This is a genomic window from Streptomyces sp. UW30 (genome assembly GCF_008042075.1).
Taxonomy (GTDB): domain Bacteria; phylum Actinomycetota; class Actinomycetes; order Streptomycetales; family Streptomycetaceae; genus Streptomyces.
In genome coordinates this window covers 37302-49197 of the sequence record NZ_RDBN01000038.1, presented here as the reverse complement: position 1 = coordinate 49197, position 11896 = coordinate 37302, and the positions used below count along the sequence as shown (strand labels likewise).

Sequence of the window (11896 nt, the reverse complement as noted above, 5' to 3'; positions counted from 1 at the left end):
GCCGTGACATCGTGGTGCCATGGCCATAGAAGTCCGCCCGGCATCGGTCTTCGAGGACGTCCGTGCGGTGGTGGGCCCGAAGTCGCCCGGGGCGAACGTCTGCTGGTGTCTGAGCTACCGGATCCCCTCGAAGCTGAACAACGAGCTGCGCGGACCGGCCCGGGGTGAGTACGTCGCCGAGCTGTGCCGCGCCGATCCCCCTCCGGGGGTGCTCGCCTACGACGGTGACGAACCGGTCGGCTGGGCCGCGGTGGCACCGCGCTCGGCCACATCATTCGCCCGCAACCGCAAGATCCCGCACGTCGACGACCTGCCGGTGTGGTCGCTGTGGTGCATCCGGGTCCGCCCGGGCCATCGCAAGCAGGGGATCAGCCACGCCCTGATCGCCGGAGCGGTCGAGTTCGCCCGCGACCGGGGCGCTCCGGTGATCGAGGCGTACCCGCTCGACAACGGCGACGCCCGGGTCGACCTGACCATGGCGTACGCCGGGATTCGCGGGAACTTCGAGCGGGCGGGGTTCGTCCACGTCGCCGACACGACCTCGGTGCTGGCCGGTCATCCCCGGATCCTGATGCGGCTGGACCTGCGCTGACGGGCCGCGCCAGGCTCAGTGCACGGAGAACCCGCCGTCGACGAAGATCGACTGCCCGGTGACATAGCCGGAGGCGCGGCTCGCGAGGAACACGGCCGCACCGGCGAAGTCCTCCGCGAGCCCGTTGCGCCCGACCATGGTGCGCGCGGCCAGGGCCGCCACCTTCTCCGGGTCGGACGACAGGCGGGTGTTGAGCGGCGTCATGACGAATCCGGGCACGAGCGTGTTGCAGGTGACACCGTGGGGCGACCACGCCTCAGCCTGGGAGCGGGCCAGGGATTCCAGCGCCCCCTTGGAGACGCCGTAGGCGCCGCTGTGGACGAACGCCCGGTGCGCCTGCTGGGAGGTGATGTGGATGATCCGCCCGAAGCCCCGCTCCGCCATGCCGGGCCCGAACCGCTGCCCCAGCAGATGGGGCGCGTCCAGGTTCAGGGCCATCGTGGTGTCCCAGACGTCCTCGCCGAGCTCGCTCATCGGCGGCCGCAGGTTGATGCCGGCGCAGTTGACGAGGATGTCGGGCTCCCCGAACGCCTCGACCGCCTCCTCGGCGGCGGCGCGCACGCCGTCGCGTGTACTCAGGTCCGCGCTCACCCAGGCAGCCCGGCAGCCGTGCTCCTCCAGCTCGCCGACCGTCGTGGCCAGCTCGGCCTTCCTGCGCGCGACGACCACGACACTCGCGCCCGCCCGCGCGAGAGCCTCGGTGATGCCGCGGCCGATGCCGGAACTGCCACCGGTCACCACGGCGACCCGGCCTTCCAGCGAGAACAGTTCGGAGAGATATGCCTGCGAGGTCATGTCCGCACCCTAGGCGGAGCGTTGACGGCGCCGATGCGAGGGGTGTACGTGCTCGCGCGCCGAGCACTGGGGAACGGGGATCCCTGAGCGGGACGGGTCACGCGGCGGTGTAGCCGAGCTGGCGCCGCATGTAGGGCGTCATGAGGTTCTTCGCCTTGGCCACGGTCGTGGTGCGGCTGCCGAGGACCGCCGTCTCGCCGCCCGGTACGGGCAGGACCGTCACGCCGTCGGCCGGGCCGAACGGGACGATGAGCGGGGTGCGGTGGATCGGCCGGTAGAAGCGGGGCTGCTTGCGGTGCTTGCCGGCGCTGTGGAGGTAGGCGCGGATGTTGTGGGCAGCCAGGTCGGCCTGGGCGAGCGCGGCGGGGGTGATCTTGAGGTCGGTCGCGTCGTTCACGTCACCGACCGCGAACACCTCCAGCCACCCGCGCAGGCGCAGCGCCTCGTCGACCTTGACGTGCCCCGTGCCGTTCAGCCAGTCCCCGTGGCCGGCCAGCCGTAGCCAGAGCGTGTTGGGTGTGGTGCCGGTCGCCCAGAAGGAGCGGTCGGCCTCGACGATGTTGCCGCGGGCGTCGCGGTAGGTGCCGAAGTCGTTGCCGGGGGACATGAAGGCGTCCAGCCGCACCTCGACACCATGGGACTGAAGCCACTCCCGTGCCTTGCGCCCGGCCCGCGCGCTCCCCGTGGAGTGCAGCAGCTCCGGCCCGGAGTGCGCGAGCGTGACCTGGGCGTCCGGCCGGGCGAGGCGTATCTCGGCGCTGAGCTCGACGCCGGAGGGGCCGCCGCCGACGACCAGGACGTGCTCGGCCGTCGCGATGTGCTGCTGGTGGGTGACGAAGGACTTCACCGCCTCCTCGGTGGTGGTGCCGCTGAAGCGGGCCGGCTCGGGGTAGTCGGCGCCGGTGGCGATCACCAGGACGTCGTACGGGAGCCGCTCGCCCGTGCCGAGGACCACCTGTCGCTCGGTGGTGTCGATGCGGACCGCCTTGCCCACGGCCACGCGGCCGTTGCGCAGCAGCCGGTCGTAGGGGATGAAGGGGCTGTGCGACCAGTCCGGCCGTACTCCGGCGCGCAGGGAGGCGATGCGGTGGAAGAAGACCTCCTTGCGGTCCACCAGCGTGACCCTCGCGGTCGTGTCGAGTCGCTTTGCCAGACGGACACCGGCATAGCCGCCGCCGATCACCACTACGTCGCCGTCGAGCACGCCGAGTCTCCTGTGCAGGTGGGGGGTATGCAGGAGCGAGTGGCGCGGCAGGTGGGCCGCCCTTGGCCGCTCCCCTGTTTCCGCGACACTATCGCTTGAAACATAAATAATTGATGGGGCTCGGTGTGCGTTCTGTGAAAGGTGGGAGCCGTGAGGCACCGGTAGGCAAAAGAAAAACGTCCAGGCCGACCCCTGCGGGCCTGCCTGGACGTCTTACTGCGGACGGATCAGACGAGGTCGAACCGGTCCAGGTTCATGACCTTGACCCACGCCTCGACGAAGTCCTTGACGAACTTCTCCTTCGCGTCGTCGCTCGCGTAGACCTCGGCGAGGGCGCGCAGCTCGGAGTTGGAGCCGAAGACGAGGTCGGCACGGGTGCCGGTCCACTTGACCTCGCCGGAGGCGTCGCGGCCCTCGAACGTGGTCTGGTCCCCGGAGGTGGACTTCCAGGTCGTGCCCAGGTCGAGCAGGTTGACGAAGAAGTCGTTGGTCAGCTTGCCCGGCGTCTCGGTGAGAACGCCGTGCTTGGACCCGTTCTGGTTGGCACCCAGGACGCGCAGACCGCCGACCAGGGCGGTCATCTCGGGGGCGCTCAGCGCGAGCAGGTTGGCGCGGTCCAGCAGCAGGTACTCGGCCGGCAGGCGGTTGCCCTTGCCGAGGTAGTTGCGGAACCCGTCGTACGACGGCTCCAGCGCCGCGAACGACTCGGGGTCGGTGTGCTCCTCGGTCGCGTCGACACGGCCCGCGGCGAACGGCACCTCGACGGCGACACCGGCGTCCCCCGCGGCCTTCTCGACGGCGGCGGAGCCACCGAGGACGATCAGGTCGGCCAGGGAGACCTTCTTGGCGCCGGAGTTGAACTCGCCCTGGATGTTCTCCAGGGTGCGCAGGACCTGCGCGAGCTCGTCCGGGTCGTTGACCTCCCAGCCGCGCTGCGGCTCCAGGCGGATGCGGCCGCCGTTGGCACCGCCGCGCTTGTCGCTGGCGCGGTGCGTGGCGGCGGACGCCCACGCGGCCTTGACCAGCTGCGGGACGGTCAGACCGGAGTCGAGGATCTTGGCCTTGAGCGCCGTCACGTCGGCGGCGTCGATGGCCTCGCCCTCGGCCGCGGGCAGCGGGTCCTGCCACAGCAGGGTCTCCGCCGGGACCTCCGGGCCGAGGTACAGGGACTTCGGGCCCAGGTCACGGTGGGTCAGCTTGTACCAGGCGCGGGCGAAGGCGTCCGCGAACTCGGCCGGGTTCTCGTGGAAGCGGCGCGAGATCGGGCCGTAGATCGGGTCGAAGCGCAGCGACAGGTCGGTGGTGAGCATCGTCGGGAGCTTCTTCTTCGACGCGTCGTGCGCGTCGGGGATGATCTCCGCGGCGTCCTTGGCCACCCACTGGTTGGCGCCGGCCGGGGACTGGGTCAGCTCCCACTCGTAGCCGAAGAGGATGTCGAAGAAGTCGTTGCTCCACTGGGTGGGCTTGGTGGTCCAGGTGACCTCGAGACCGGAGGTGATGGCGTCGCCGCCCTTGCCGGTGCCGTAGGTGGACTTCCAGCCCAGGCCCTGCTGCTCCATGGCGGCGGCCTCGGGGTCGTCGCCGACACTCTCCGCGGGGCCGGCGCCGTGGGTCTTGCCGAAGGTGTGACCACCGGCGATGAGGGCGACGGTCTCCTCGTCGTTCATCGCCATGCGGCGGAACGTCTCGCGGATGTCGCGGGCCGCGGCGATCGGGTCCGGGTTGCCGTTCGGGCCCTCGGGGTTGACGTAGATGAGGCCCATCTGGACGGCGCCGAGCGGGTTCTCCAGCTCACGGTCGCCGGAGTAGCGCTGGTCGTCGAGCCAGGTGGTCTCGGGACCCCAGTACACGTCCTCGTCGGCCTCCCAGACGTCGGCGCGGCCGCCGCCGAAGCCGAAGGTCTCGAAGCCCATCGTCTCCAGGGCGACATTGCCGGTGAGGATCATGAGGTCGGCCCAGGAGATGGACTGGCCGTACTTCTTCTTGACCGGCCACAGCAGACGGCGGGCCTTGTCCAGGTTGCCGTTGTCCGGCCAGCTGTTCAGCGGGGCGAAGCGCTGCTGACCGCGGCCGCCACCGCCGCGGCCGTCGCTGATGCGGTAGGTGCCGGCGCTGTGCCAGGCCATCCGGATCATCAGCGGGCCGTAGTTGCCGAAGTCGGCGGGCCACCAGTCCTGCGAGGTGGTCAGCACCTCGGCGATGTCGCGTTTCACTGCCGCCAGGTCGAGGGCCTGGAACGCCTCGGCGTAGTCGAAGTCGGCGCCGAGCGGGTTCGCGACGACCGGGTCCTTGGCGAGGATCTTCAGGTTGAGCCGCTCCGGCCACCACTGACGGTTGCCGCCGCCCTGCGTCGGGTGCGCGGCGCGACCGTGCGCGACGGGGCAGCCACCGGTGCCCTCATCCTTCGCGTCAGTGACGATCGCATCGGGGTTCTCAGCCATGGGAAACCTTCCGAACTAGGTGGATCACAGTGCTCGGGGTGCACTGTTGGCGGTGGAACAGTCGGGGCACAGGCCCCAGTAGATGACCTCGGCCTCGTCGATGGAGAAGCCGTGGTCGTCGGACGCGGTCAGGCAGGGCGCCTCGCCGACCTCGCAGTCGACGTCTGCGACGACACCGCACGAACGGCACACGATGTGGTGGTGGTTGTCGCCGACCCGCCCCTCGAACCGGGCGGGGCTGCCGGCCGGCTCGATACGACGTATGAGTCCCGCCGCGGTGAGCGCGTGAAGGCCCTCGTACACGGCTTGAAGGGAGACATGACCTACGCGATCACGCACCCCGGAGGCGATGGCCTCGACACCGAGATGGTCACCAGCCCGGACGGCCTCGATCAGCGCGACGCGCGCCGCCGTCACCCTCAGGCCGGCACCGCGGAGCTCCTCGGCGGGGGTCGGAGTCTGGGATGCGGTCATGTGGACAACCTACCTCCGTAAACACGAACGATTCAAGAAAACGAATGATGAAACTCTGGTGATCCTTCCGCTGGAGTACAGGGCGGCCAACGGAGCCCCCCAAAGCGCGAAAAATCATCTTTTCTGACATTGACTCATGTCTTTGTGTCAAGGCCTCCATCTGGTCGGAATCCCACGGTTACTCGATGGAGGTACCTCGCATGCTCCGCAGACATACGGCGGCCGGTCGCCGCGCCGCCCTGACCGCTCTCGGCGCCCTCGCCCTCACCGGCGTCACCACGGCCGCCACGGCGGCGCCGCCTCCGCCGGCGCCCGCGTCCACGGCCGCGCAGACGCTCGGTGCCGACCGGCCGCCGGCCGCGGTGGTGCGTGCCATGGAGCGTGACCTGAAGCTGAAGCCGGGGCAGGCGGCCGAGCGGCTGGTCAACGAGGCGGAGGCGGGGGTCCGTGCGGGACGCCTGCGCAACTCGCTGGGCAAGCGCTTCGCGGGCGCCTGGCTGCGGGGCGCGACCTCCGCCGAGCTCGCCGTCGCGACCACGCACTCCAATGACGTGTCCGCCATTCAGGCGCAGGGCGCGAAGGCCATCGTCGTCAAGCATCCGCTGGCCGAGCTCCAGGCCGTCAAGGACAAGCTGGACAAGGCGGCGACCAGCGCCAACACGCGCGACACACCGGTCTGGTACGTCGACGTGCCGACCAACCGCGTGGTCGTCCAGGCGGTCAAGGAGTCGGCCGCCACCGCGTTCATCAAGACGGCCGGCGTCCAGGACCAGGGCGTGACCGTCCGCGTGTCGGCGCAGCGGCCGCGGCCGCTGGCGGACCTCATCGGCGGCGACGCCTATTACATCGAGGGCTCCGCCCGCTGCTCCATTGGGTTCTCCATCACCAAGGACACCCAGCAGGGCTTCGCCTCGGCGGGCCACTGCGGCAACGCCAAAGACTCGACCACCGGGTCCAACATGGCCGCGCAGGGCACTTTCCAGGCCTCCACCTTCCCCGGCAAGGACATGTCCTGGGTGTCCACCAACAACACCTGGACCGCCACGGCCGACGTGGAGGGCGAGGGCGGCCAGCGCACGCAGGTCACCGGCTCGGTCCAGGCGCTCGTCGGCGCGTCGATCTGCCGCTCCGGCTCCACCACCGGCTGGCACTGCGGCACGATCGAGCAGCACGACACGAGTGTCAGCTACTCCGAGGGCACCGTGGACGGCGTCACCGAGACGACCGTGTGCGCCGAGCCTGGTGACTCCGGCGGCCCGTACATCTCCGGCTCCCAGGCACAGGGCGTGACCTCCGGCGGGTCGGGTGACTGCACGGACGGCGGGACCACCTTCTACCAGCCGATCAACCCGATCCTCAGCGACTTCGGCCTCGTCCTGAAGACCGCTGCCGCACAGGCCGGCTCCCCCGCACCGCAGGACAACGGGACGGCCACCACATGGGCCGCGGGCCGCGTCTACGAGGCCGGCAGCACGGTGACCCACGCGGGCGTGCGTTACCAGTGCCTGCAGAGCCACCAGGCGCAGGGCAAGTGGTCGCCGGGCGCCACCCCGGCCCTGTGGCAGCGGATGTAGGCGGACGCAGGAGTCGTACGGCTCACGGTGCGGGGCGCGGGCCCCGCACCGTAAGCCGCTCCGCGGGGCTCGCCCCGTCACTCGTCCGCCAGGAACGCGTACGCGGTCGCGATGAAGGCGTCGCGGGCGCGGAAGCGGCGGGTGCACAGCGCGGCCAGGGCGGTGCCCGTGTCGGGCCGAAAGCCCAGGAAGGCCTGCTGGCCGAGGGTCGCGCCGCTGTGGAAGTACATCGGTCCGCCGTCCGTGGGGTGCCGGAACCACGCCATCGTGTGCACGTGCCGGCGCCCGAGGCCGCGTCGCAGTACGGGCGTGCGGACCGCCCGCAGGGCTCCGGCGAGCGGGCCGGCCGGGTCGAGGTGGGCCTCCAGGAACGTGAGCAGGTCGTGCGGTGTCGCGCGGACGGCACCGGCCGCCTCGAATCCTCCGGCGTCGAAGGGGAGGGTGGGTGTGCGTCCGTCCTTGCCGTGCCCGAGGGCGTCGGTCTTGGTGTCCTGCGCCCGCAGGACGTTGCCGCTCAGCCCGAGCGGACGCAGTACGTGCGCGCCGAGCAGTGCCTCCCATGCCGTGCCGGACGCGGTGGCGAGCGCGTGGCCGAGTACGGCGACGCCGAAGTTGGAGTACTGCCACCGGGTGCCGGGGCGATGCCGTGGGCGGTGGCGCAGGAAGGCCTCGGTCACCCGCTCGGCCGGGTAGCGGCCGTAGGGGTTGGTGCGCCAGGCGGGCAGCGCGCGGGGGTAGAAGTCGCCGGGCAGGGTGGGCAGGCCGGCCGTGTGGGTGATGAGGTGCGCGAGTGTCACCGGGGCCGCGTCGGCCCGGCGGTCCGGGTCGAGCAGGGCGGCGGCCGGCTCGCCGCCGGTCAGCACTCCCCGCTGGATGAGCTGGGCCAGCAGCAGTCCGGTGAACGTCTTCGAGGCGGAGCCGATCTCGTACCGCAGGTCCTGTCGCGGAACGGGAGGGTGCGGGGCGGTGCCGCCGCAGTACAGGGTGCGCCGGCCGAACCGGGAGACGGCGAAGACGACGTCGGGTGCGTCGACGGCGTCGACGGCACGCGCGAGCCGCTCCCGCAGGGTGTCGTCGTCGCGGCCGACGATGACGCCCGAAGGGGGCTGGTCCGGCCGGGCGTTGCCCAGCGGGTCGCCGGTGCGCGGCGGGTGGGGCTCGCCGCTTCCGTGGGCGCCGCCCTGGAGGGTGCGACCCGCCGGAGGGGCCTGATCCTCGGCAGCCCGCTGCTCGTCGTCGCCGATGCCCGGCCAGGGCGCGAGACGGAGCGTCATGGCGTGGCGTGGGTCAGTTCGGTGAGGGCTCGGGAGGTGGCCAGCACCGAGGCGAACGCGGCGACCAGGGTGGGGTGGTAGACGATGTCGAACAGCTCGTCCGGCTCGCCCTCCGGCATCGTCCGTACGGCGGGCATGGCGCCGTCGGGCTGCTGTGCGGCGGCGAAGCCCTCCCAGGCGCGCTCGTCCAGGGTGGGGCGCGGCAGGCAGGCGTCGACGACGAGGAGTTCGCCGAGCAGGTCCCAGCGCTTCAGGTCCAGCCAGTCGTCGATCCAGACCGGCAGCCAGGTGGCGAGGTAGTCGGCGATGTCCGGCGGCAGGGCCTCGGGATGCGCGCCCCAGTCGGTGAGGTGGAACACCGTGTGGGTGACGTCGTAGGCGATGTGCCCGCTGACCGTCCAGGGTTCGGGCGTGCGGGCCAGCCAGGTCGGAGCGACGAGGGCCGCCTCGGGCGGGCGGGGCGTGAGGCCGAAGCGGCGCTGGMACGCGGCCAGTCCCAGGCGCCGGGTCGGGTCGAGTTCGAGGGCCGACCAGCTTTCGAGCCGGTGGTAGAGGACGGTGGCGCGCTCCACCTCGGGCTCGCTGTAGCCGAGTTCCTTGTAGGGGAGGTACACCTCGAAGGGGATCGGTGACATCGGCTCGATGCGCTGGCCGCGTGCCAGCATCCGACCGCCGTCCAGGGTGTTGCGCCAGGTGTGGTCCAGGAGCCGGCGTGCCAGGTCGGCCTGCCGGGATCCCGCGACGCCCTCGCGGAACAGCACCCGGCAGATCAGGGCGAGTTCACCGACGGGCTTGAAGCGTTCCAGGAAGCCCACCTCGGGATCGACGTCGGGCTCCAGGCGGAATCCGTCGCGGTGGGCCCACAGCCACTCCAGGGCGCGCACGCCGACGGTGTGCATCAGACGGGTGTCGGTCATCCGGGCACTCCTTGTGCGCCGTGGCGGGTCTGCGTACGGCCCGCGCGCGATCGGTGACCGTCACCGCCCGCGTCGATGTCGTCGTCGCCCTTGCCGGTGAGGCGCTTGACGGTCTGCGCCGCCGCGAAGGCGGCCATCAGGGTGGAGTGGTAGCAGTGCAGGAAGTCCGGCTCCGGACCCGCCGCGCCCTCGCCCCCGGGGTCCTCCTGCGGCAGCGCGCCGCAGTCGTGCTGCGCCCGCGTGATCCGGGTCCAGGCGGCCTGGAAGGTCGGGAGGTCGGGGGGTTCCGGCAGGCTCGCGGCCACGACCAGCAGTTCGCAGCTCAGGTCCCACATCCCGGCGTCCAGGCAGGTGTCGAGCCAGGACGGCAGCCAGTGGGCCAGGTAGGCGGCGAGGTCCGCGGGGACGCCCCCGGGGGTGCGTCCCCAGTCGGTGAGGTGGAAGACGACGTGGGTGAGCGCGTACCCCGAGGAGCGCTCGAACGTCCAGGGTTCCGGCAGTCCGCCCAGCCAGGTGCGCCGCAGCACCTGCGCGGACTCGTCCGGCCGGTCGATGCCGCTGCGCCGTTCGGCCTTCAACACGCCGAGCCTGCGGGTGGGTTCCTGTTCGGTGAGTCGCCAGCCCCGGGTGCGGGCCGTCGTCGCGGCGGCGGCCTCGTACCCGGGGTGCCGCAGCCCGGCCGSGGCGAACACGGAGTAGACCTCCAGGGGGTAGGTCGCGAAGGGCTCCAACCGCTGGAGGCGGAGGAAGAGTTCGCCCCGGCCGGTCTGCTGCCAGGCGAACCGCAGCAGGTCCGACGCGCACCCGTGCAGCGGGTCCGACGGCGGCAGGTGCGACCGTACGCTCTGGCAGGTCTGGGCCAGTTCCCCGAGCGGCTTCCAGGTGACGTCGACGTGGCCGTCCTCGGTGAACGCGTCCTCGTCCAGGGCGAAGTCGCCGCGGTGCGCGGACAACCAGGCGAACGCGGCGGCGCCCACCTCGCGGATCTCCCTGACGCCCATGGCGGTCGTGGTCATACGAGCGCTCCGGCGGCCCGCATCACCCGTGCCGCCTGTACCTGGAGGGCCACCCGGGGATCGGCGCCGCCCATCAACTCCACGAAGTCCAGACCGGTTTCGAGACCGAGCGTGTCCGGCACCCCGTCGAGCAGGGTCAGCCAGCGGCCCGCTCCGGCCGCCTGTTGCCAGTCCCTGCGGCGCACCGCCCGTACGAAGCCACGGGCCACGTCGACCGGACGCCCCCGGGCCACACGGGCCACGGCGCAGTCCTCGCCGCGTACGGCGAGGGGGGCCAGGACCGCGAGTTGGTGGGTCAGCAGTTGCCAGGACGCCTCGTCGAGCCAGCCGGCGTCGGGTTCCGTGTCCTCCTCGCCGGCGGGTGCGCCGGTCAGGGGTGGGTCGAGCCGCCGCAGCGTGCGGCGCATGGCCCAGTGGCTCCACAGGACGGTGGGTGCCGCGTCGGGGCGCGGCGGGAAGGCCTCCACCGTCCGGCGGAACACCTCAAGTGCCTCCGGGACGGGTGGAGTCGGGAAGAGGGTGTGTGGCAGCAGCAGATCCGCTCCCACCACGCGCACGGCCGCAAGGGCCAGGCCCCCCTCTACATCGCTCATCGCCCCCGTGCCGGACATGCGCACGTGGTCTCCGCCCCGAAGGGCGGAGACCACGTCGGACGCAAGGTCCTGCACCGCGCCCTGCAAGAGGGCGGAAGTGCCTGCCTGCTCCATTCAGATGCTCCCGTCGGTTCCGCTAGCCCTTCTTCGGGCGAGGGGTCGGCGGGGACAGCAGCAGCTTGGTGTCCGCGGAGAGCAGCGCCAGCGCTGCGCACTCGCGGCTGTCGCGGTACACGCCGTCGGGTTCGGGCGGGTCGAGTGCCGCTTCGAGGTCGGTCCGCACTTCGGTCGTTTCCTCGATCGCCTTGTTGATGGAAGGCATATCACCATCTCCTCTGGGGTCAGCCATAGCCTCCACAACCAAGAGCACCACACGGTCACAAAGCGCGCATCTTTTCGCACACGGTGCAATACGTCACTTGTTCAACATTCAGGACGTGGGACGCGGGACTCCCAACGGAGGGCGTACCAGGGGGACGAGGCCCTTGCGGCGCCCCGGCAGGGTTCGGCAGGCGGCGCGGGCACGGCGTTCGCGTATGGGCCCGGGAATTGTAATCCAAGTCAACTGAATGGCTGTCAGGATCAATCAGCGAGCCGGTTGGATTCGTTTTTACTCCGCTGGGTACAGATGATGCCCAACTGCGGCCCACTGAACGGGAATCAACTGTTCACCCGAGTTACCGGCCAGTTTCTCGCAGATGGCTCGGCGGTGGCTGGCTCAGATCCAAGTGCACGATCTGATCAGGCCGGTTGGCGGGCAGGGAACGGCCGAGAGGCCGCAGCGGGATTCAACCAACGCGCCCCTGCCGGTGCCGCTCGCTTATCAACGCGTGTTGATTCCTCGGTAACCTCAAAAAAAGCTCAGGGATCCCCGGGTAAACCTGTAATGGGGGTCTGTGGCTCGCTAATCTCCGATTCGAAGGAAGAGCAGGTCACCGGCTGTCATCTGACGAGAGGTGTGCATGCGAAACCGTCCGCGGCTCGCCGACCGACCCCCCACCGCCCCCCACCTGGTC

Annotated in this window: 11 protein-coding genes; 2 read left to right on the top strand and 9 right to left on the bottom strand. The window is 71.0% G+C overall.

The features are described 5' to 3' along the window. Nucleotides 1-19: 19 nt before the first annotated feature. On the top strand, nt 20-592 hold the full coding sequence (locus tag EAO75_RS29345; RefSeq protein WP_147998165.1) for a GNAT family N-acetyltransferase: 573 nt from the start codon (nt 20-22) through the stop codon (nt 590-592). Nucleotides 593-607: 15 nt separating this feature from the next. On the opposite strand, the gene EAO75_RS29340 is transcribed toward EAO75_RS29345, so the two are convergent. The 4 genes from EAO75_RS29340 to EAO75_RS29325 all read right to left on the bottom strand — a co-directional run bounded on the left by EAO75_RS29340 (nt 608) and on the right by EAO75_RS29325 (nt 5506). Further along, nucleotides 608-1387: an SDR family NAD(P)-dependent oxidoreductase gene (locus EAO75_RS29340; RefSeq protein WP_147998164.1), complete on the bottom strand. Its 780-nt coding sequence runs from the start codon at nt 1385-1387 to the stop codon at nt 608-610. A gap of 97 nt (nt 1388-1484) precedes the next feature. Continuing rightward, the gene (locus EAO75_RS29335; protein ID WP_147998163.1) at nt 1485-2591 is read right to left on the bottom strand and encodes an NAD(P)/FAD-dependent oxidoreductase; all 1107 of its coding nucleotides are present in this window, start codon (nt 2589-2591) and stop codon (nt 1485-1487) included. Between the two features lie 227 nt (nt 2592-2818). Next, a complete protein-coding gene (katG, locus tag EAO75_RS29330; RefSeq protein WP_147998162.1) occupies nt 2819-5032 on the bottom strand; it encodes a catalase/peroxidase HPI in 2214 nt (737 codons plus the stop codon). A 24-nt stretch (nt 5033-5056) separates the two neighbouring features. Then, entirely contained in the window at nt 5057-5506 is a 450-nt protein-coding gene (locus EAO75_RS29325; RefSeq protein ID WP_147998161.1) for a Fur family transcriptional regulator, read from the bottom strand. A 200-nt stretch (nt 5507-5706) separates the two neighbouring features. Here EAO75_RS29325 and EAO75_RS29320 point away from each other — a divergent pair, with 200 nt between their 5' ends. After that, nucleotides 5707-7080, top strand: coding sequence for an alpha-lytic protease prodomain-containing protein (locus tag EAO75_RS29320; protein ID WP_147998160.1), 1374 nt, complete (start codon nt 5707-5709; stop codon nt 7078-7080). A 77-nt stretch (nt 7081-7157) separates the two neighbouring features. Here EAO75_RS29320 and EAO75_RS29315 read toward each other — a convergent pair whose 3' ends face one another. From EAO75_RS29315 to EAO75_RS29295, 5 genes are read right to left on the bottom strand one after another with little or no spacing between them, the layout of a single operon-like run. Continuing rightward, on the bottom strand, nt 7158-8354 hold the full coding sequence (locus tag EAO75_RS29315; RefSeq protein ID WP_261989473.1) for a serine hydrolase domain-containing protein: 1197 nt from the start codon (nt 8352-8354) through the stop codon (nt 7158-7160). Continuing rightward, nucleotides 8351-9271 (bottom strand): DUF6895 family protein, encoded by a 921-nt coding sequence (locus tag EAO75_RS29310; protein WP_147998159.1) that lies wholly within the window; start codon nt 9269-9271, stop codon nt 8351-8353. Before EAO75_RS29310 ends, EAO75_RS29315 begins: the two co-directional genes overlap by 4 nt. Continuing rightward, complete coding sequence (locus EAO75_RS29305; RefSeq protein ID WP_261989472.1) at nt 9268-10287, bottom strand: DUF6895 family protein; 1020 nt, start codon at nt 10285-10287, stop codon at nt 9268-9270. The genes EAO75_RS29310 and EAO75_RS29305 overlap by 4 nt, the downstream gene beginning before the upstream one ends. Further along, nucleotides 10284-10994 (bottom strand): hypothetical protein, encoded by a 711-nt coding sequence (locus EAO75_RS29300; RefSeq protein ID WP_147998158.1) that lies wholly within the window; start codon nt 10992-10994, stop codon nt 10284-10286. The genes EAO75_RS29305 and EAO75_RS29300 overlap by 4 nt, the downstream gene beginning before the upstream one ends. A gap of 22 nt (nt 10995-11016) precedes the next feature. After that, on the bottom strand, nt 11017-11202 hold the full coding sequence (locus EAO75_RS29295) for a hypothetical protein (protein WP_187284627.1): 186 nt from the start codon (nt 11200-11202) through the stop codon (nt 11017-11019). Nucleotides 11203-11896: the final 694 nt, after the last annotated feature.